16 protein-coding genes and 1 pseudogene are annotated in these 19,831 nt (G+C 71.9%); 7 read left to right on the top strand and 10 right to left on the bottom strand.

The window, feature by feature from the left end:
- Positions 1-1,028: pseudogene (locus KDL01_RS26580) on the top strand (TetM/TetW/TetO/TetS family tetracycline resistance ribosomal protection protein); the annotation flags it as partial.
- Positions 1,029-1,170: 142 nt separating this feature from the next.
- Here KDL01_RS26580 and KDL01_RS26575 read toward each other — a convergent pair.
- The 4 genes from KDL01_RS26575 to KDL01_RS26560 all read right to left on the bottom strand — a co-directional run bounded on the left by KDL01_RS26575 (position 1,171) and on the right by KDL01_RS26560 (position 6,701).
- A complete protein-coding gene (locus KDL01_RS26575; protein WP_212531344.1) occupies positions 1,171-2,667 on the bottom strand; it encodes a pyridoxal phosphate-dependent decarboxylase family protein in 1,497 nt (498 codons plus the stop codon).
- Entirely contained in the window at positions 2,667-3,971 is a 1,305-nt protein-coding gene (locus tag KDL01_RS26570; RefSeq protein ID WP_212531343.1) for an MFS transporter, read from the bottom strand. Before KDL01_RS26570 ends, KDL01_RS26575 begins: the two co-directional genes overlap by 1 nt.
- A 50-nt stretch (positions 3,972-4,021) precedes the next feature.
- Positions 4,022-4,702, bottom strand: a complete 681-nt coding sequence (locus KDL01_RS26565; RefSeq protein WP_212531342.1) for a TetR/AcrR family transcriptional regulator — start codon at positions 4,700-4,702, stop codon at positions 4,022-4,024.
- A 139-nt stretch (positions 4,703-4,841) separates the two neighbouring features.
- Positions 4,842-6,701: a hypothetical protein gene (locus KDL01_RS26560; RefSeq protein WP_212531341.1), complete on the bottom strand. Its 1,860-nt coding sequence runs from the start codon at positions 6,699-6,701 to the stop codon at positions 4,842-4,844.
- 424 nt (positions 6,702-7,125) lie between these two features.
- On the opposite strand from KDL01_RS26560, the gene KDL01_RS26555 reads away from it, so the two are divergent.
- Together KDL01_RS26555 and KDL01_RS26550 are read left to right on the top strand one after the other, a co-directional pair.
- Positions 7,126-8,769: a DUF2142 domain-containing protein gene (locus tag KDL01_RS26555; protein ID WP_212531340.1), complete on the top strand. Its 1,644-nt coding sequence runs from the start codon at positions 7,126-7,128 to the stop codon at positions 8,767-8,769.
- 228 nt (positions 8,770-8,997) lie between these two features.
- Entirely contained in the window at positions 8,998-9,669 is a 672-nt protein-coding gene (locus KDL01_RS26550; protein WP_212531339.1) for a RhiA family protein, read from the top strand.
- 49 nt (positions 9,670-9,718) lie between these two features.
- On the opposite strand, the gene KDL01_RS26545 is transcribed toward KDL01_RS26550, so the two are convergent.
- Positions 9,719-10,645, bottom strand: a complete 927-nt coding sequence (locus tag KDL01_RS26545) for an SDR family NAD(P)-dependent oxidoreductase (protein WP_212531338.1) — start codon at positions 10,643-10,645, stop codon at positions 9,719-9,721.
- A 59-nt stretch (positions 10,646-10,704) separates the two neighbouring features.
- Here KDL01_RS26545 and KDL01_RS26540 point away from each other — a divergent pair, with 59 nt between their 5' ends.
- From KDL01_RS26540 to KDL01_RS26530, 3 genes are all read left to right on the top strand, one after another.
- A complete protein-coding gene (locus tag KDL01_RS26540; RefSeq protein WP_212531337.1) occupies positions 10,705-11,367 on the top strand; it encodes a TetR/AcrR family transcriptional regulator in 663 nt (220 codons plus the stop codon).
- Between the two features lie 111 nt (positions 11,368-11,478).
- A complete protein-coding gene (locus tag KDL01_RS26535; protein WP_212531336.1) occupies positions 11,479-12,069 on the top strand; it encodes an RNA polymerase sigma factor in 591 nt (196 codons plus the stop codon).
- Positions 12,070-12,086: 17 nt separating this feature from the next.
- On the top strand, positions 12,087-13,280 hold the full coding sequence (locus KDL01_RS26530) for a hypothetical protein (RefSeq protein WP_212531335.1): 1,194 nt from the start codon (positions 12,087-12,089) through the stop codon (positions 13,278-13,280).
- A 17-nt stretch (positions 13,281-13,297) separates the two neighbouring features.
- On the opposite strand, the gene KDL01_RS26525 is transcribed toward KDL01_RS26530, so the two are convergent.
- Positions 13,298-14,722, bottom strand: coding sequence for a sensor histidine kinase (locus KDL01_RS26525; protein ID WP_212531334.1), 1,425 nt, complete (start codon positions 14,720-14,722; stop codon positions 13,298-13,300).
- Between the two features lie 171 nt (positions 14,723-14,893).
- Here KDL01_RS26525 and KDL01_RS26520 point away from each other — a divergent pair, with 171 nt between their 5' ends.
- The gene (locus KDL01_RS26520; protein WP_212531333.1) at positions 14,894-15,565 is read left to right on the top strand and encodes a class I SAM-dependent methyltransferase; all 672 of its coding nucleotides are present in this window, start codon (positions 14,894-14,896) and stop codon (positions 15,563-15,565) included.
- On the opposite strand, the gene KDL01_RS26515 is transcribed toward KDL01_RS26520, so the two are convergent.
- The 4 genes from KDL01_RS26515 to KDL01_RS26500 all read right to left on the bottom strand — a co-directional run.
- Positions 15,544-17,025: an FAD-binding protein gene (locus KDL01_RS26515; protein WP_212531332.1), complete on the bottom strand. Its 1,482-nt coding sequence runs from the start codon at positions 17,023-17,025 to the stop codon at positions 15,544-15,546. The two genes, KDL01_RS26520 and KDL01_RS26515, sit on opposite strands and share 22 nt — an antisense overlap.
- 137 nt (positions 17,026-17,162) lie before the next feature.
- Positions 17,163-17,723: a DUF1003 domain-containing protein gene (locus tag KDL01_RS26510; RefSeq protein WP_212531331.1), complete on the bottom strand. Its 561-nt coding sequence runs from the start codon at positions 17,721-17,723 to the stop codon at positions 17,163-17,165.
- Positions 17,724-17,726: 3 nt separating this feature from the next.
- Positions 17,727-19,013 carry a magnesium transporter MgtE N-terminal domain-containing protein gene (locus KDL01_RS26505; protein ID WP_212531330.1) on the bottom strand — a complete coding sequence of 429 codons (1,287 nt, stop codon included), beginning with the start codon at positions 19,011-19,013 and terminating at the stop codon, positions 17,727-17,729.
- A 214-nt stretch (positions 19,014-19,227) separates the two neighbouring features.
- A partial coding sequence (locus tag KDL01_RS26500; protein WP_212531329.1) for a hypothetical protein occupies positions 19,228-19,831 on the bottom strand: 604 nt, incomplete at its 5' end.

Genomic DNA, 19,831 nt, shown 5'->3' with positions numbered 1-19,831 from the left:
ACGTTGGGAGTGCGGGAGGTCGGCGGGCTGATGGCGGGAGCGCCGGAACTCGGTCGGCTGGCGGCGGGATTGTGGAGTTGACGGGGCGGGTTACTGCCGTGGAGGGGGGTGTGGCGGGCGAGATTGCGCGGATCGCGGGGCTTCGGGATGTGCGGATCGGGGATCGGCTGGGCAGTCCGGATGGGCTTGCGGTGGATGGATTTTTTGCGCCGCCTAGCTTGGAGTCGGTGGTTACGCCGCGGGACTTGGGGCAGGCGGGGGCGCTGTTTGCGGCGTTGGAGGTGTTGGCGGAGGGGGATCCGTACATTGCCGTGCGTCGGGATGAGGCGACGCGGGCGATCTCCGTTCGGCTTTACGGCGAGGTGCAGAAGGAGGTCATCGAGTCGACGCTGGCTGAGGAGTTCGGGATCGCGGTCTCGTTCAGCCCGTCTCGGACCGTCTACATCGAACGGGTGGCGCGGACGGCGTCGTGGGTTCAGGAACGCAGGGTCGAGGAGCGGATCTTCGACTTCGCGACGGTCGGGCTGCGGGTTGATCCGGGTGCGCCGGGATCGGGTGTCGGGTACGGGCTCGAGGTTGAGCTCGGTGGGCTGCCGCTCTCGTTTCACACGGCGATCGAGGAGTCGGTGCGTCGGACGCTGCTTACCGGGCCGCGGGGTTGGGAGGTGACGGACTGTCGGGTCACGGTGATCGATACGGCGTTCTTCCCTCCGCTTTCCAGCGCGGGGCACTTTCGGAACATGGCCGCGCTCGCGCTGAACAGGGCGCTTGAGGAGGCTGGGACGGAACTCTGCGAGCCGGTGAACCGGTTCGAGCTCGACGTTCCGGCCGAGGGGGCTGCGCGGGTGCTGGCTCGGGTGATCGCGGCGCGGGGCGTGCCGGATGAGCCGCAGGCGGGGCCGAGGATCTGGCGGTTGACGGGGAAGATTCCGGCGGCTGAGGTCGCGGGCTTTGAGCAGGAACTGCGGGGGCTGACGCGGGGGGAGGGGGTGTTGCTCAGTGAGTTCGACAGCTATGAGCGGTGCTGAGGCGGCGTCCTTTGCGGAGCGGATGGGGTGAGGCAGCGCGCGGGCGGAACAATCCCGCCCGCGCGCGCTGTCTGTTGACCGACTGACTGACTGACCGACCAGCCGGCCGGCCGACCTGCCCTCGCTCGGCTCGGTGACTGAGTTAGGCGTCGAGGTGGGGGCTGTAGAGGACGGAGATGAAGCGCTTGATGATCAGTTCGCGCTGGTGTGGGGGTAGGGCGTTGAGCAGGTTGTTGATCGCGGCCATGGCTGGGGCGCCGGCCTCGCCACGCTCGACGGCGTCGCCACCCTCGCCACTCTCGCCGGCCGGAGCCGGAGCCACCGCCGTCTCCCACCCTGCCGCAGGAAGCAGTGACGCGAAGGTCGCGTCGTCCATGTGTTCCAGGTCGAGTTGGGCTACCAGCTCCACGAGGTCGGTGCGGGGCTTGGCGGGGCCGTCGGCGCGGAGGTCGGATGCGGCTTCGGCGAGGGCGGTCAGCATGCTGTCGATGCCGGCGGCGCTGACGCCGGTGAGCGTGATGTGGACGCTGGCGGGGAGGCCGTCTACCGCCATCTGGGGCTGCAGGAAAAAGCCGCGGGCGCGGGAGCGGTCGGCTAGGGCGAACAGGTCGAGGGTGGAGGAGCCGATGGCCACGAGGGTGGCTTGGGGCGTGCCGAGGACTTCTAGGCCTTCGATCTGGGCGATGCCTTCCACCAGGCGGCGCGTGGCTTCGAGTGCTTCGCGGCCGAGCTGGCGGTAGCCGTCTTCGCCGAGGGCTTGGAGGGTGGCCCAGGCACCGGCTAGGGGGCCGGCGCCCTTGCTGCTCTGCACGGTGCTGTTGACGATCGGGTAGCCGGGCCACGCTGCGCACGCGTAGTACGCGGCCATGCGCATTGCCGCGTCGCGGAACAGCAGTACCGAGGCGCCCTTGGGGGCGTAGCCGAACTTGTGCAGGTCGCAGGAGATCGACGTGACGCCGGGGACCGAGAGGTCGAATGCGGGGATTTCGGCTCCTGCGTCGGCGAGCCAGGGCAGGAGCCAGCCTCCCACGCAGGCGTCGACGTGGCAGGGGAGGTTTCGCTCCGCGGCCACTGCCGCGATCTCCTCGATCGGGTCTACCACGCCCTGCGCGTAGGAGGGGGCTGATGCGACGACGAGCACGGTGTCTTGTGTGCACGCGGCGGCCATGGCCTGGGGGTCGGCGCGGAAGGTGGCCGGGTCGACCGGGACGGTGTCCATGGCGACGCGCAGGTACGCGCCGGCCTTGTGGAACGCGGCGTGCGCGGTGACCGGGACGACCATGCGGGGTGCGGCGATATCGGGCCTCGCGTCGCGGGCGGCCTTGACCGCCAGCATGATCGACTCGGTGCCGCCGCTGGTGAAGATGCCGGGTGTGGCCGCGTCGCCGCCGAGGCGGGAGGCGACGGCTGCGACGACGGCGCGCTCGAGGGCCACCGTGCTCGGGAACGCGGTGGGATCTAGGCTGTTGACCTCGAGCATGGCCAGGTAGGCCCGCTCCGCCGCCTCGCGAACCTCGGGCCGGCCCGAGTCGTAGACGTAGGCGGTGACGTTCTCGCCGCGGGTCGGCAGGTCGGCGGCCTTGAGCCGGTCGAGTTCGGCGAGCAGGTCGGCGACGGGGCGTCCGGTGGCGGGCAACATCAGGGGGTTTCCTTTCGGCGGCGCGCGTAGGCGAACAGCGCGGGCAGGGACACGAGCATCAGGGCCGCCGGGACGAGGCTGAATCCGAGCAGCACGCCGGTGCGCGCGAGCGCGGTCTGCGCGACGGGGTGTTCGAGTGTGGAGGAGGCGAAGCCGGTGGCGGCGAGGCCGAGGGCGTACGCGCCGGGGCCGAGCGCCAGGCCCGCCGTCTCGCCGGCGGTCCACAGGCCGGTGAAGGCGCCCGACTGGGTGTGGCCGGTGCGCCCGGTGTCGGCCACGATCGTGTCAGGGAGCAGAGACAGCGGGAGCAGTTGGAGCGCGGCGTAGCAGATGCCGAGTACGGCGCACAGCGCGAGCGTGCCGGGGACGTTCGCGGCCGCGCTGACCGGGAGCAGGGCCGCCGAGCCCACGGCGTAGCCGAGCGTCGCGACGAGCAGGCAGCGCAGCCGCCCGAACCGGCGCGCGGCCCTGCCCCACAGCGGAACCGCCACCGCGCTCGGCGCCACGAGGCAGACGAACAGGACCGAGGTCAGGCCGTAGTGGCCCAGCCGGTAGGTGGCGACGTAGGGCGCGGCGGCGAGCATGATCGCGGTCGCGGCGGCCTGGATGACGAACGCGGTGAGCAGCGCGAAGAAGGTCCGGTTGCCGCGCGCGGCGCGGAGCGCGGCGGGGAGCGAGAGCTGCTCGGGCCCGGGCCGCGAGGCGACCCAGCGGGTGCCGCGGGCCGAGACGGTCAGCACGACCCACAGTACGGCCCCGACGACCACGCCCATCAGCGCGTATCCGGCTCGGCCCTTGCCCGCGGCGTCGACGACCGCGGGGGCGAGGCCGCCCGCGACGAGGATGCCGACGGTCAGGCTGACGATCCGCCAGCCCATGATCCGGGTGCGTACGGCCGGGTCGGTGGACATCTCCGTCGGCAGCGCGACGTACGGGACCTGGAAGAGCGCGTAGGTACTCGCGGCCAGGACGAAGGCGACGGTGATCCACGCGACGGCGCCGGATCCGGTCGCCGGCGAGAGGAACATGGCGGCGAACGCGAGCGGCAGTAGCGCCGCGCCGAGCAGTAGCAGGTGGGTGCGACGGCCGGTGCGCACGGCTTCGCGGTCGCTGGCCGCGCCGACGTACGGGTTGAAGAACGCGTCCCAGGCCTTGGGCAGGGTGACGACGAGACCGGCCACACCGGCGGGTACGGCCAGGGTGTCGGTCATGTAGTAGAGCAGCAGCAGACCGGGGACGGTGGAGAAGATGCCGGTGCCGACCGACCCGACGCCGTAGCTCAGCAGCCGCCGCCGGGACGGCATGGATATCGATGCCTCGGCGGACGGGTCAGTGCTCGTGGATATTCGGCCGGTCACTGTGCACCGCCGAGGTCGACGCCGCCGAGCCTGGGAGCGAGCCCGAGCCCGAGTTCCCGCAGCGCGAGGCCCTCGAGATGGGTGCGGAAACGGTCAACGGCCTGCGGATCGGTCGGACCGCGGCGCGTGCCGTCCTGGTCGAGCAGGCCGGAGCAGCAGAACCCGTGCGTCATCCACAGCACGGTCCAAACGGTCATCTCGACGTCGGCGCACGCGGCGACCTCGGGCAGCGCGGCTTCCACGGCCGCACGCACGGCGTCGATCTGCGGCTTGGCGTACTCGGCCTCCGGGCCGATCACCTCGGCCGCGTCGGAGAGCCAGCGCCGCATCCACAGCGCTGGGATGTGCGCGTGGGCGAGGCAGAAGTCGAAATAGGCGCCGACCAGCGTGCGCACGGCGGCGGCCGGGTCGGCCGCGGCGGCGGTGTGGAACGCGGCGAGCGCGCGGGTCAGGTGCTGCGCCTCGGCCGCGTAGGCCCGGCGCATGACCTCCTGGTAGAGGTCGGCCTTGGCACCCACGTGGTAGGCGACCGTCGCGACGTTGAGCCCGACCTGGTTGGCGATCTGGCGGGTCGAGGTGCCGTCGTAGCCGTGCTCCGCGAACAGCGTGGTGGCCGCGGCGATGACGCGTTCCCGGCTGTCGTCCGGGGTCGGGGAGGGTTGCTTCGGTCCGGGCATGGCGGGAACCCTAGCGCAGCGGCCGCTCTCCAACAAGCGTTTGATGGAGAGGCAACAGGAGGGCGAGTGGAGAGCGGCCGCGCGGCGCCGGTGGCTCGGTGCTCTGTGCGTGAGCACGAGCGGGATCACGCCGTTTAATTTAGTGCGCGCCGAGCACGATCGCGCCGGTGTAGGTGGTGCCCGCGGCGATCGTGGTCGCGACGCCGTCCACGGTCATCCGGCTGGCGCGCACGGTCCCGCCCGGGGATACGGTCAGGCTGGTCAGATATGAGGTTCCGGTCACCGTCCAGACCGAACGGGCGTCGACGTGCACGATGACGCCGTTGTTGACCGCTGCCTGCGTGGTGTTGGTGACTCGGCCGAGCTGCGCGTAGTCGGCCTCGCCGATCTCGCTCAGCGCGTGCTTGGTCGCGCTTGCCGAGACCACGCCGGCCAGGCGGGTGCCGGTGAGGTTGAGCACCAGGTTCTGGTCGCCGCGGCGGCCGTTGTACAGGTCGCCGCGCAGGTCGAGGTCGGTGAAGTCGACCACGACGTCCTGCGCCTGCTCGGTGGTGACGTCGAAGGTGTCGTCCTTCGTCGCCGCGCCGGTCGGCTCGGTGTAGACGCCGGCCGGGTTGCCCGGGTCGTCGGTCTCCATCACCTGAACCAGCACGCCGTTACCGGGCAGGATCTGCGCACCCTGCGACCCGTCCGCGCTGATGCTCACCTGCACCGCCTTGACCAGGAACGAGGTCTCCGCGGTGCGCAGCTGTGTGCCGCCGTCGAGGGTGACCGAGCCGCCGTTGCCCTGCGCCCACATGACGCCGAACCTGGTCGAGTCCACGACGGTGGGGGTCAGCGGGATCGCGGCCAGCTCGGCGGCGCTCAGCCGCACGTCCTGGCTCGTGTTGAGCGCGGCCACCGCGGCGGGCGTGCTGTCGCCGAAGTAGACCGAACCGCCGGTGCTGATCGCGGCGAAGGCGACGTGGTGGAACCGGCAGCCGAGGAAGCGGTCGATCGCCGAACCGTCCGCGTACGTGCCGTAGCCCTCCTTGTCGGTGATCGCCAGGTCGCAGTTGATCGCGGTGAGCTGGGCCTGGTTGTCCGAGTCGGTGGACAGTACGCCCCAGTTCGTCGAGGAGATCCGCGAGTTGACGTAGGTGGCCTTGGTGTCCACGCCCAGTGCGATGGTCGCGCGGACGTTGCCGGAAAGGCCCAGCATCCACGGCACGGTCATCATGTCAGGGCCGATGTTCGCGGTGTAGTCCGCGGGCAGCACGCCGTCGTGGGTGGCGATGCTCGAGTTCTTCACGATCACGTTGGCGCCGTTGGTCGCGATGACGCCCGGGCGCACCGCCCCCGTGTTGTCGATCCGTGCGCCGTCGATGACGAACCGGGTCTGCGCCCCGTCGCCGACCAGCGCGGCGCCGTCGCCCACGAAGTCGCAGCGGCCGTTTCCGCGGAAGCTGATGTCGGGTCGGATCAGCTCGTACTGCCCGTTCGCGACGTAGAACCCGTCGAAGGCCTCGCCGGTGGAGCGCAGCACCAGGTCGTGCGCGCCGGTCGGGCCGAGCCGGCCGGCCGTGACGGCCGAGAGGGCCGAGTTCGCCGTGACGATGCCGGCGGCGCCGACGTAGACGGCCTGGCGCAGGTGGAAGGTGAAGGGGCCGAAGAAGCTCTGGGCGTTGTCCGGCGTCACCTCGATCACCACGTCGCCGCGATAGGTGCCTGGTTCGATCAGGGTGGTGGTGCCGTAGGTGGAGACCAGCGCGGAACCGGTCTCCACGCCGTCGACGGTGACCGTGAGCAGGTATCCGTCCGGCGCGGCGAGGGTGGCGCCGGAGGCGATCGTCAGCAGGCGGGTGCGGGTGGTGGCGGTCAGGGTGAGGGTCTGGCCGGCCGCGACCAGGATCGGACCGCTCGCGGCGGGGGCCGGCGCGGTGGCGGCCGCGGCGGCCGGGCCGGCCAGGGCGGTGGGCGCCAGCAGCACCCCGGCGCCGAGGGCGGCGCGCCGCAGCACGGCGCGGCGCGAGGGGGCCGCCCAAACCGGCGAAACCAGCGAACCCGGTGAACCCGGTGAACCCGGTGAACCCGGCGAACCCGATGAAGCAGAGTCCTGTTCCATGGAAACTCCCTTGTTCTCCCGCCCCGGTCCGAACGCCGGAGCGTACCCAGTCGACGCGGTGTATCAGTGCACGTCGTTCACCGGGAAGGCTAGGGTGCGGCGTCATGGCCGGGAAATCCAGACCGGGCATACCAGGCATGCACATGCGGCGGGATCCGGCGGGGTGTGGAGCTGACGGGGGGTCGGGTAGGCCTGGCGCGGGCGTGGCGCTGCGCCCGAACCTCCCCCGGATCCGCTTCAGCTCTTGCTAAGGTTGCCCACGCCGATCAGCATTCGAACCGAGGATGCGCAAGCTGTGATACCGCTGTGGAGCACAAAAGTGCTCACCCCGCTGCTGGCCTTTCTGGCCTTCCTCGCCATGGCCCTGTCCTGGAGTCTGGGCACCCCGCTGCTCAGCGGGGCCGACGAGCCGGAGCAGTCGGTCAAGGCCGCGGCCGTGGTGCGCGGGGAGTTCTCCGGCGTCGCGCACGTGCAGAAGCAGTCCAACTGGGAGAGCACGTACTCCACCCCCGACTACCTCGAGATCGCCTACAAGCTGCCGCACAGCCTGGTCGTCGCGCTCGCCAAGCACGATCCGACCTGCTACGCGTTCCAGGTGGAGGTGACCGCGCGCTGCACGGGCAAGGCCAACCGCGTCACGGCGGAGCAGGTCGGGGGCAAGGCGTCCTCGCACATGGACTACTCGCCGCTCTACTACCTGCTGGTCGGCTGGCCGAGCCTGATCCTGCGCGGGGACCACGCGCTCTACGGCATGCGCGTGATCAGTGCGCTGATCACGGCCGTGCTGCTGGCGCTGGCCTTCACCACGGCGCTGCGCCGACGCGGCGCGGTGGCGCTCGGCACGGTCGCCGCGGCGACCCCGGCGGCGATCTACTTCGGCGCCGTGGTCAACCCGAGCGGCCTGGAGATCTGCTCGGCCCTGCTGGTGTGGACGACGTTCCTGGCGATGGTCCGCGGCGAACCCGGCACCCGGGCCTACCGGCGCGACGGGTGGCTGTTCACCGGCGCGTCCGCGCTGCTGATGCTCACTCGGCCGCTCGGCCCGCTGTGGTGGGTGATGATCGTGGCGCTGATCCTGGCCACCCGGCCGGGACCGGTCGGCTGGCTGCGCCGGGCCCTGAGCGGCCGGGGTTTCCGCGCGTCCGCCGGCGTGCTGGTCGTGGCGGGCGTGCTGGCCGGGATGTGGGACGCGACGCAGAACACGATGGGCATCATCCCGCGCGCCAATCCGCACTACACCTTCGAGATCGGCGCCTACCTCACCTTCCAGCAGACGCCGACGTACGTGCTGCAGATGCTCGGCCTGGTGGGCTGGAACGACGTGCACGTGCCTGAGGCCACGGTGCTGCTGTGGTACGGCGTGCTCACCGCGCTCCTGCTGGTCGCGCTCGCGCTGGGGGACCTGCGCGAACGGCTCGCCCTGCTCGCGACGACGGCGCTCGTGTTCGTCTTCCCGATAGCGTTCGAGGCGTATGCGGGGGCCGACTACGGCGCCGGCTGGCAGGGCCGTTACATGCTGCCGATCGCCGTGGGCGTGCCGATCCTGGCCGCCGAGATCCTCGTGCGCCGCCTCGGCGGACTGCTGCCCGGGCCGATACTGCGCGCGTTGGTCACCACGCTGGGCGGCACGGTGGCCTTGGCCTACCTGATCGAGGTCTGGTGGGCGTGGCGGCGCTACGCCCAGGGCCTCGGTCCGAAGGCGTTCACCCTTCCGCAGCACGCGCCGTGGAGTCCGCGCATCGGCTGGCCCTCGGCACTTCTGCTGGCCCTTGCGGGCTGCCTGGGCCTGTTCGCGTTGCTGTACGCGCACGCGAGCGCGGACCTGCGTCGTCCAGTCGAGGGCGTGGCGGCCGATGTGGTCAATTCGGCTAATTCGGTCAATGCAGGCGAGGGAAGCGACGAGGAGCAGGTGACGGGCGCTCAGGCCGATCTCGCGGCCACGCCCACCTTCATCGTGCCCTGAGGCGACACCACCCAGACGGAGCATGCGGTGCGACCAGGGAAAAGCGGCCGGGCCGCCTAGGATCGACTCGGTTCGTCAGGACCCTCGATCCGGCGGCGCCGTCCGCACGGACCGGCTGGGATCCGTTCGCATCCGCTCCCATGGAAAAGCACGAGGCCCATGACCGAATCCTAGCGGCGCAGATTCCTCAAGTCGGCCGTCCTCGGCGGCGCGGCGGTCGGCGGGGCGGTGCTGCTGCCGGCCTCGCCCGCCTCGGCCGCCCAGGTCCCGGCCGGCCAGCGGCAGCTGCGCGTGGTGAACAACTCCAGCCGCTTCTTCGATCTGTGCGTGTATCAGACCCCGGTCGAATCCGGCGGGGGCGGCGTACTGCCTCTGGCCTGGCTGACCAAGCCGGCCTGGCCGACCACCACCGTGACCTTCGACTGGCGCGAGACGTACGACTTCGTCTGGGGCGACGCCGGCGACGTCGTGCCGGGGTCGACCTTCGAGGCCGGGCAGATCTGGCCCGCCGACCTCAACGACCCGGTGCTTCAGCAGGTGCGGCTCGAGTACGACCGGGGCGCCTTCACCTTCGAGCGGCGCACCGTGACCGGGCAGCCGACGCCGGGCAGCCTCTACATCCAGGAGGCGGCCTCCGTCCCGCCGGCCCGGGGCGACACCGTCGGCATCGGGATGTCCGGCGCGGGCATGTTGATCGTGCCGACCCAGCCGAACTTCAACCTCGTCTTCACCCCGCGCCCCGCCTACTACGTGGCCGCGGGCACCTTCGTCACCGGCCAGATCCTCGACCTGAGCGAGATCACGAGCGCCGCGCCGGTCGTGTTCCCGCCGGACGTCACCTCGATGGTCGCCACGATCGGTCTGGACGAGCGCTGGACCGTCGTGCCGGCGTCGGTCTGACGCCGGCTCGGGTCCGGGGCCGGATGTCGGCCTCGGACCCCGATGTGGCTCAGGCCTCGACGACGTCCGGCGGGAACGGGACCGGGAAGGCCTCGGTGAAGTCGGCCGAGCGGCTGACCTCGCGCCACTTCGAGTCCTGCGCGAGCAGGCGGCGGTCGAGCGCGATCGAGCCCTCGGCCGCGGTCACCCCGAGCGGCAGGTGCTCGGGGATGTCGGCGCGCCGGGCCATCTCGACCAGGATCTGGGCGGCGCGCTCGGGGTCTCCGGCCATGCTGCCGGCGTTCCCGCGCACCCGTGTGTTCATGGCGCCGACGGTCTCGGCATACGCCTCGGGGACCTCGCCCACGCTCATCGACGCGCCGGCCCAGTCGGTGCGGAAGCCGCTGGGCTCGACCACCAGGACCCGCACGCCGAACGGCGCGGTCTCGGCGCGCAGGACGCGGCTGAAACCGTCGATGGCGAACTTCGCCGCCTGATACGAGGCGATGCCGGGGGAGCCGCCCACCCGGCCGCCCATCGACGAGATCTGGATCACCAGTCCGCCCTTCTGCTCGCGCAGCAGCGGGATGGCCGCCTTGGTGACGTGGTAGACGCCCCAGAAGTTGGTCTCGAACTGGGCCCGCACGTCCGCGTCGTCGGCGGTCTCGATCGGGGCGGCGTTGGCGTAGCCGGCGTTGTTGACCAGCACGTCGATCCGGCCGAAGCGGTCCCGGGCGGCGGCCAGGGCGGTTCGCGCGCCCGCCGGGTCCGTGATGTCCAGGGCGAGCGGGAGGATCCGCTCGCCGAACTCCTCGGCCAGGTCGGCGAGCTGTTCGGGGCGGCGGGCGGTGGCGGCCACCCGGTCGCCCGCGGCCAGCGCGGCGCGCACAAGGGCGCGGCCGAGACCGCGGGAGGAACCGGTGACGAACCAGGTCAGGGGCTCGGCGGCGGAGGTGGGGGTGTCGGTCTTGGGCTGGGTCTGCGCTGTCGGCTGCATGTAGTTAGTAAAACATCGTTGCGTTATTAGTGCAACTCGGTTGCGCTATCCTGGGGGCCATGGACACCGCGGACTTCCAACGCGCCCGCTCGCCCGAGGCCAAGCGGGCGCGCGAGGCCGCCATCCTCGACGCCGCCCGCGAGCTCGGCGCCCGGGCCGGGATCCGGCAGGTCACGCTGACCGACATCGCCGCGGCCGTCGGCATGCACAAGTCCGCGCTGCTGCGCTACTTCGAGACGCGCGAGGAGATCTTCCTGCGGCTGACCGCGGACGGCTGGCACGAGTGGACCCGCGACCTCGCCGCCCGCATCAGGGCACTGCCGGGCGATCCGGAGCCGGCCGCGGTGGCCGCCGCGTTCGCCGCGACCCTCGCGGCCCGCGGCATGTTCTGCGACCTGCTGGCCCAGGCGCCGATGAACCTGGAACGCAACGTCTCGCTCGAGACCGTGCGCGCCTTCAAACTGGCCACCCTTGCCGCCCGCGAGGACCTGTTCGCGGCGCTCGCCGAGCGGCTGCCCGCCCTCGCCCAGGTCGACGCCCTCGACCTGATCGCCACCGCCGTCTCGCTGGCCGGGGCGTTCTGGCAGATCGCCACGCCCGGCCCGGACGTGGCCCGGCTCTACCGCGAGGACCCGCGGCTCGCCCACGCCGTCATCGAGGTCGAACCCCGCCTCGCCCGCATCCTCGCCGCGACGCTCGCGGGCATGCTGGGGCGCGGCTAGGGGCTGTGCGCCTGAAAGCCGCTCGGATTCCCTCATACTCGCGGGCAACCTTTCGAGGGGCTCGACCCATCGATAGGACATGACCTCAACAGTTGGGCCTGGGGGCGGCGGATGATCGGGACGGACGACGATCAGACGTACGCACAGTACGCGGCGGGGGCGATTCCGCGGCTGCGGCGGATCGCGTATCTGCTCTGCCAGGACTGGCATCGCGCGGACGACCTCACCCAGAGCGCGCTCGCCCGGCTCTACCGCTACTGGCGGCGCGCTCAGGGGGTCGAGAACCTCGACGCGTACGTCGGGACGATACTGCTGAACGTCTTCCTGGCCGAACAGCGCACGCACTGGTGGAAGGCGACCAGCGTCAGCGCCGAGCCGCGCGAACTGGCGGCTCCGGCCGCGTCCGGCGGGGCAGCGCTCGACCAGGCCCTCGACCTGCGCGCAGCACTGATGACGCTGCCGCCGCGGCGCCGGGCAACCGTCGTGCTCCGCTATTACTGCGACTACTCGGTCGAGCAGGCCGCGCAGGTGCTCGGCTGTTCCACCGGCACGGTCAAGAGCCAAACCGCGAAGGCGCTCGCCCAGTTGCGCGACGTTCTCGACCCGTCCGCCCCGACGGACGAGGGCGCACCCGCACGCGACCCGGGTGTGAGCGAGCCCGGATTCCGAGTACAACCGAGCGTGTCCGAGGGGACGCTGTGAACGAGCAGACTCATTCCATGGAACAGCGCCTCGAAGCGGCACTCGAGGCGCTGGCGGCCCAGGACGCGCCCCCGGCCGCGGTCAGCGTGTCCGGCCTCATCGAGACCGGCCGCGCCGCCCGGCGCCGCCGCGGCCGGGTGGCCATCACCCTCAGCACCGCGCTGGCGGTGTGCGCGGCCCTGGGCGTGGGCGTCGCCGCGGAAAACGGCGGCGAGCACGGGCCGGGACAGACCGGCAGCGGGACGCCGAGCCCGACCGCGAGCGTCGGCGCCGACCCGGCCGCGCCCATCATCGCCTTCGGCTGGCTGCCGGCCGGATCCGACGGCGAGTACGAGGTCGATCAGAGTGCGACCGGTCCCGACTACCTCAAGCCCGTCGACCTCAAGACCGGATGGATTCCCCTCGACGGTCCGGGCACCTCGGAGGTGCAGGTGTGGGGCCCGGGGGCGCAGATCCTGACCGCCGGCGTGCAGGGCGCCGGCTCCGGGGCGAGCCCGGGCCACGGCGCGGCGTCGGCCGGCCTGGTGCAGGGCCACCCGGCCTGGTGGGCCGGCGGCGCGCCGGGGTCGGCCTCCGCCGCGCGCAACGAGTCCCTCGATCTGCAATGGCAGTACGCGCCCGGCGCGTGGGCCACGGTGATGTTGAACAATGCCAAGACCGACAGCGCGAACGGCCTGATGATGCTGAGGGTCGCCCAGAGCCTCGTGATCGGCCCGGCCGATCGCAACCCTCTGCCGTTCCGGATCCCGGCACTGCCGGCCGGCCTGCACGTGGACTCCGTGAGCATCGACCTGCGGCAGCGGACCGGAGCGCGCGTGGGTGCCGCGGCGTTGCGGCTGTGCCTGACCAGCCCGTGCGCCGCCAACGACGAGACCGGCGGCCTGGTGATCTCACAGTCCTCGACGCTCTGGACCGCGAACTCGTCGCTCGCGGTCGACGGGGCGCCCGACGTGCTTCCGAACGGGAACGTGGATATCGCCGCCGACGGCTCGGAGACTCCGGTAACCGTCGACGGCCGGGCCGGCCGACTCTACGTCCAGGGCACCGGCGCCACGCTGCTCATCACCGACGGCACCACCAGGATTCTGGTGCAGGCCGCGGGCGCGGAGTATCGGGCCGTCGGCGGCAGAACCGGACTGCTCGCCTTCGCCGCCTCAATCGCCTGGCTCGGCACCGATCCCGCGCACTGGACCACCCAGGTCATCGGCTGACGGCGAAGGCACGGGGCTCACCCCGGCGGGTCCGTGGATTCTGACGAGGTGTCGGACGGCCCGGGCACGGACCCCGCCGCCTCGTCCGGCAGCAGGGTGAAGAAGAACGTGGCGCCGGCGTCCTTCGCGCTCTCGGCCCAGACGTGGCCGCCGTGCCGGGCGACGACGCGTTCGACGATGGCCAGGCCGATGCCGGTGCCCGGGTACTGCGCGCCGTGCAGGCGCTGGAACGGGGCGAAGAGCTTGTCCGCGTAGCGCATGTCGAAGCCGGTGCCGTTGTCCTCGACGTAGTACGCGCGCTCGCCGCGGCTCTCGCGCTCCCCGATCCGGATCCGGGCCGGCCGGCGGTCGGCGGTGAACTTCCACGCGTTCGACACCAGGTTCTGCATCGCCAGGCCGAGCAGTCCTGGATCGCCCACCACCGGCAGTTCGCCCACCTCCACCTCGACCTGCCGGCCCGGCTCGGTGACGCGCAGGTCGGCCAGCACGTCGCGGGCCAGGTCGCCGAGGTCGACCGGGCGCCGGTCGAGCTCGCGGCGCGCGACGTGGGACAGGTCGAGCAGCGCGTCGATCGTCGCGGCCATCCGTTCGGCCGCGGCGTGCACCCGGTGCAGGTAGTCGCGGCCGTCGGGGTCGAGCTGGTCGGCGTGGTCCTCCACCAGGATCTCGGAGAATCCGGCCAGGGCGCGCAGCGGGGTGCGCAGGTCGTGCGAGACCGAGTAGGTGAACGAGTCGATCTCCCGGGTCGAGGCCTCGAGGTCGGCGGTTCGCTCGCGCACCCGCTGCTCCAGATCGGTGATCAGCCGGCGCACCTCGTCCTCGGCCCGCATCAGGTCCGTGATGTCGGTGGAGATGCCGCAGACCGCGTAGACGCGCCCGGAGTGGTCGGCCACCGGGTGACGTACGGTGAAGTAGGTGTGCGGGCCGTCGGCCTGTTCGACGAGGTCCTGGGTCTGCACCGGGGCGCCTTGAGTCAGGGCCTTGCGGTCGTTCGTGAGCACCGTCTCCGGCCGGGGCACCATGTCGGCGAACAGGTCCTGGTGCCGGGCGCCGAGTACCTTCTCCCGACTGATCCGCAGTACCTGCTCGAACTGACGGTTCACCAGCAGGTAGCGGCCCTCGGCGTCCCGGACGCAAACCACCGCCCCGATCTCGTCCACGATCTCGAGCAGCTCGGTGGCGTCGTCCGCGGACCGGCGGCACAGTGCGCGCCAGGTCGCGGCGAAGTGCACCGCGACCAGCGCGAAGCCGCCCACCACGGCGAGGCACAGGTCGCCCACCACGTCGTGCTCGGCGGTGACCGCGGCCAGGCCGGCCAGGGTGACCATGGTGACCCCCACGCCCAGCAGGGTCAGGCCGGTGCCGGAGACGCGGTCGGCGAGGCTGGTGAGCGAGCTGCCGATCGGGCGGGCCTGCCCGGCGCGGCCGTCCTCTCGCGCCACGCCCGCTCCCTGTTCGCGTACTCGGACCGAAAGGTGTTTTCCCGCCCGGCTGCGCCGTTCGGGCGGCGCACGCGGTGACCTGGGCAGCGTATCCGCGCAGGGACGCGATTGCGGCGGCCGACGCGCGGGCATCCCAGTCACGTTGTGGGGTGACGAGGAAAGGAGGAGCCGATGGTCAGCGACTCCGAGGCTGCGCTGGTCGCCTATCGCCGGGCGACCCAGGCGGCCGCGTTCGACTGCATCGGAGAGCGCTACGACGAGGCCTTTCCGCACAAGGACGGGCAGATCGAGGCCGGGCAGTGGCTCATCGCCCGGCTCGAGCCGGGCGCGCGGGTGCTCGACGCCGGCTGCGGCACGGGCGTGCCCACCGCGCGGCAGCTGGTGCAGGCGGGGGCCGAGGTCACCGGCATCGACATCTCGCCGGTGATGCTGGAGCTGGCCCGGCTCAACGTGCCGGGTGCCGACTTCCGGCTGATGGACGTCGCCGACCTCGACCTGCACCACGAGCCCGCGCTCGGCAGCTTCGACGCCGTGGTGGCCTTCTTCTCGCTGCTGATGCTGCCGCGCTCGCAGTTCCCCGGCGCGCTCGCCCGGCTGCACGGGGTGCTGCGGCCGGGCGGGCTGCTCGCGCTGGCGATGGTCGAGGCCGACGTGGACAACGTGCCGATCCCCTTCCTCGGGGTGTCCGTGCACGTGTCCGGGTTCTTCCTGGAGGAACTGCGGCGCCTGACCGTCGAGGGCGGATTCGAGATCCTCGAGACGCGCAACCGGAAGTTCGCGCCGAGTTCCGGTCAGGCGCTGCCGGAGATCCAGCAGTTCCTCTACTGCCGGAAGATCCCCTGACCCGGCGTCATGATCGAGAACGGGTCGAGCACCCGCTTGAGCGCGCTGAACCGGGCGAAGGAGGACCCGTACTGCCGGGCCCAGTCCGCCCTGGTCAGATTCGGGATCGAGCCGATCGGGTACTGCGTCGCGCCCACGGCCACCGCGTCGTCGTAGAGTTTGCGGTTGCCCGCGAGCGCCTGCGGGACCGGGATCGCGTCGGTGTCCGGGGACGCGGTGCGCAGCAGCGCGAACAGGAACACCAGGTCGCTGTCCGGGGTGCGCAGGAACGGCCGGGTCAGCAGCCGGTTGGGCACCGGGTAGAGCAGCACGACCCCGCTCGCGCCGATGTCGGCGGCGGTCAGGCCGGCCAGCACGCGCTGCATGTAGCGGTCGGTAGCCCCGTTGGGCAGGATCAGGTTGATCCACGGGTGCGGGTCGAACCACTCGCCGGTGGACTTGAGGAAGGCGACGGCGGCCGCGAGCTGGTTGACGAAGTCCACGTAGGCGAAGTCCTGCGTCGTCGGCGCGCCGGTGAAGCCCAGTCCGGCCAGCACGGCGGCGTCGTTCGGCGGGTTGCCCGACTTGTAGTAGACGGCGCCTTCGAGCGCGTAGGTCCAGCCGCTCGGCGTGGCCGGGCTCAGCGCGCCCTCGAGCCAGTTGAACCGGCCGTCGCGCACGACCTTGCGCTGGGCGGCGGTCAGCGCGGGCAGCGTCGGGTACGCCAGCGTGTACTGCCGCACCATGTCGGGGGCGGGCACCAGGTTCACGGTCGCGGAGGTGATGACGCCGAACTGTCCGAGACCGGCCAGCGCCGCCTGGAACACCTCCGGCCGGCGCGTCGGCGAGCAGTCCACGATCTCGCCGGTGCCGGTCACCACCTGCAGCGCCGCGACATTGTCGACCTGCGCGCCGAAGTGCGAGCTGGCACCGCCGATGCCGCCGGCGGAGAGCGTCCCGCCGATGGAGAGTTCGATGTAGTCGGGGAAGACCGGCGGGGTCAGCCCGTGCGCCACGCTCGCCGTCAGCACGCTGTGCCACAGCGCCCCGGCCTGCGCGGTCGCGGTGCGGCGCACGGCGTTGACGGAGACGACGTCGAGCGGGCCGAGGTCGATCACCACGCCCCCGGACACCTGCGCCTGCCCGTAGGTCTGGTGTCCCTGCCCGCGCGGCGCGACCGAGATGCCGAGCGGTCCGGCGAAGCGGATCAGCCTGGCGATGTCCTGGACCGAGCCGGGCAGCAGCACGGCTGCGGGCTGGCGGTGCACGATGTGCCCGTAGTCGTCCGCGTAGGGCGTCAGGTCGGTGGCCGGAAGCAGCAGTTCGCCGTCGAGCTTCGGCAGCTTCGCGAAATCGATGCCGTGCGCGTGGTCCGGGGTGGCGCTCGTCGCCCACGCCTGGGTCGCCGGGTCGAAGCCGGTCACGGCTGCGGCGCCCGCGAGCGAGAGCAGGAAGGTGCGTCGGCTGGGCCCAGTGCCCATGTCTGGCCTCATTTCGTCATCGGTCGAGGATGCGATGGGCCGACAGTAAAGGCCGCGGGTCATGATCGGACGTCCGACACGCGGGGCGGGCGGGCGCGGGCTGACGCGGCGTCAGCCGCCGCGCCGCCCGGCCGTCCTCAGCGTTCTTCGGAGCGGGCCTGCTCCAGTTCCTTGACCAGCGCCTGCAGCTCCGAGCGCAGGAAGTCACGGGTGGTCAGATCGTTGACCGCCATGCGCAGCGAGGCGACCTCGCGCAGCAGGTACTCGGTGTTGGCCACGGACTGCTCGTCCCTGGCCCGGTCCTGCTCGTACTGCACCCGGTCCCGGTCGGCCTGACGGTTCTGCGCCAGCAGGATCAGCGGCGCGGCGTAGGCGGCCTGGGTGGAGAAGGCCAGGTTCAGCAGGATGAAGGGATACGGGTCCCACCGGATGGATCGGGTGAAAACCAGTATGTTCAGGGCGATCCAGATGATCACCATGCAGGTCTGGATCACCAGGTACTGCGCCGTGCCGAAGTAGCGGGCTATGTTCTCCGAGGCCTGGCCGAAGCGCTCGGTGTTGACCCGCACGCCGCGGCGCGGATGCAGCGCCTTGGGCTGGTCCAGGCGCGGTCCCTCCGACCCCGAGGCGCGGACCTTGCCGCCACGGCGGGGCTTGTCCCGCTCGCCGGACTCCTTGCGCTCTCGCTCGGCTGCCATGGCTCAGACCCTCCCGCCCTCATCCGTCAGATCCTGGTGCCGCCAGTCCCCGGGCAGCACGTGGTCGAGCACGTCGTCCACGGTCACGGCCCCGAGCAGGTGCCCGGACTCGTCCACCACCGGGGCGGCCACCAGATTGTAGGTGGCCATGAACCGGGTCACCTCGCGCAGCGGCTGCTCCGCCCGCAGCGGCTCCACGCCGTTGTCCACGGCGCCGCTGACCATGCTGGCCGGCGGCTCGCGCAGCAGCCGCTGGAAGTGCACCATGCCGAGGAAGCGTCCGGTGGGCGTCTCCAGCGGCGCGCGGCAGACGTAGACCTGCGCGGCCAGGGCCGGGGTGAGTGCGGGCCTGCGGATCCGGGCGAGCGCCTCGGCCACGGTCGCGTCCGGCGGCAGGATGATCGGCTCACTCGTCATCAGGCCGCCCGCGGTGTCGTCGGAGTAGCTCAGCAGCCGCCGCACCGGGGCGGCCTCCTCCGGCTCCATCAGCCCGAGCAGCCGCTCGGCCTCCTCCACCGGCAGGTCGCCGAGCAGGTCGGCGGCGTCGTCCGGGTCCATCTCCTCGAGCACGTCGGCGGCCCGCTCGACCTCGAGCCTGACCAGGATCTCGACCTGGTCCTCCTCCGGCATCTCCTCGAGCACGTCGGCGAGCCGCTCGTCGTCGAGCGCCGCGATGACCTCGCCGCGCCGCTTCGGGTTGAGCTCGTGCACCGCCCGGGCGATGTCCGCCGCCCGCATCTGCTCGAAGCTGGCCAGCAGCGCGGCCGCCTCCTGCAGGCCGGGCTCGGCCACGGCGGTCCCGCTCAGGGCCTCCCAGTCCACGACGGCGCTCTCCCCGCGCCGGCGCAGCCCCTTGGCCGGGTGCTGCACGAACACCTGCGCGAGCTCCCAGTCCCCGGGGCCGGTGTTCTCGATCGCCACGTCCCTGATCTGCACCTCGTCGCGGCCCTCGGGACCTGAGGCCAGCCGCACCCGGCGGTCGAGCAGTTCGGCGAGCACCAGCGTCTCGTTCGGGCGCTGCTGGAAGCGGCGCATGTTGATCAGGCCGGAGGAGATCACCTGTCCGGTCTCGATCGCGGTCACCCGGGTGATCGGCAGGAACACCCGCCGCTTGCCGGTCACCTCGCCGACGAGCCCGAGCACGCGCGGCCGTTCCGGCCCGCCGATCAGCTGCACGATGACGTCGCGCACCCGCCCGACCTGGTCGCCGTCCTGGTCGAACACCGCTTTACCGGCCAGATGAGAGACGAAGATCCGTCCGGTCGCCTTGCCCGAGGTCGTTCTAGCCAACCGAGCGCCCTTCCTTCTCCGGTCCGCCGCGGACGCGGAAGGGACCTGCGGCTACCAGGCTATAAGCCGCCTTCCATCAGCGGCAATCCGCGCCGAAGAGGATGGTGGCACAGTCCGGTGACGCACCGCCACGGGGGGCGCCCGCGTCCGCTGGCAGGTCGCCCCCGTCCGTTGCCGTGCGCCGCTCACGCGCCGTGCGCCGACCGGCGGCGGGTCACCCGCTGCTGCTGAGGACCGAGGTACTCGCTATCTTCCATACGCCATCGGATAGTACGAGCTCGAACCGGGTGGGCTGCCGGATGACCTGGCCGTCGAGGTAGTGGTAGGTGAGGGTCGCGACCACGGTGGAGGGCGGCGTGGCCTTGATGTCGGACACGGTGACGCTCTTGATCTGGCTCCAGAAGGCGCGGTAGCCGCTCAGGCCGCCCGCGTGGTTCTGCTGGTAGTCCGCCGTCATATACGGCCAGGCCTGGTCGAGGTGGTCCGGCACGAGCTTGTAGTAGGCGGCGATGGCCGACTTCAGCTGAGCCGCCACGTCCGCGGACGAGCCGGTCGAGGAGGCGGCCGAGGGCGAGGCGCCCGCGGTGGTGCCCGTTCCGCTCGAGGCGGCGGGGTGCGCGGCGTGCGACGCGGAGAGCGAGGCCTTGGCGCCCGTCGAGGAATGCGCGTGGGGCGAGTTGCCCGAGCCGTTGCTCGCGACGACCGCCGCGACGACGGACGCCGTCACCACGGCCGCGACGGGCAGCACCACCCAGGGCACCATGCGTCGGCGTGTGGTGGAGGTGGGGCGCGGGTCGGTCCGGGCGTCGGTCGGGGCG

Source organism: Actinospica durhamensis (assembly GCF_018139695.1).
Lineage (GTDB): Bacteria > Actinomycetota > Actinomycetes > Streptomycetales > Catenulisporaceae > Actinospica > Actinospica durhamensis.
Note: the sequence above shows the minus strand (reverse complement) of the source record. Positions and strands in the feature narration are given on the sequence as shown.

Coding starts and splice junctions, on each gene's coding strand:
- KDL01_RS26575 (WP_212531344.1), bottom strand. CDS start 2,667: ATGTTGCCCGCCACCGGACGCCCCGTCGCCGACCTGCTCGCCGAACTC.
- KDL01_RS26530 (WP_212531335.1), top strand. CDS start 12,087: ATGGAACAGCGCCTCGAAGCGGCACTCGAGGCGCTGGCGGCCCAGGAC.
- KDL01_RS26515 (WP_212531332.1), bottom strand. CDS start 17,025: ATGGGCACTGGGCCCAGCCGACGCACCTTCCTGCTCTCGCTCGCGGGC.
- KDL01_RS26570 (WP_212531343.1), bottom strand. CDS start 3,971: ATGCCGTCCCGGCGGCGGCTGCTGAGCTACGGCGTCGGGTCGGTCGGC.
- KDL01_RS26540 (WP_212531337.1), top strand. CDS start 10,705: ATGGACACCGCGGACTTCCAACGCGCCCGCTCGCCCGAGGCCAAGCGG.
- KDL01_RS26565 (WP_212531342.1), bottom strand. CDS start 4,702: ATGCCCGGACCGAAGCAACCCTCCCCGACCCCGGACGACAGCCGGGAA.
- KDL01_RS26535 (WP_212531336.1), top strand. CDS start 11,479: ATGATCGGGACGGACGACGATCAGACGTACGCACAGTACGCGGCGGGG.
- KDL01_RS26510 (WP_212531331.1), bottom strand. CDS start 17,723: ATGGCAGCCGAGCGAGAGCGCAAGGAGTCCGGCGAGCGGGACAAGCCC.
- KDL01_RS26545 (WP_212531338.1), bottom strand. CDS start 10,645: ATGCAGCCGACAGCGCAGACCCAGCCCAAGACCGACACCCCCACCTCC.
- KDL01_RS26520 (WP_212531333.1), top strand. CDS start 14,894: ATGGTCAGCGACTCCGAGGCTGCGCTGGTCGCCTATCGCCGGGCGACC.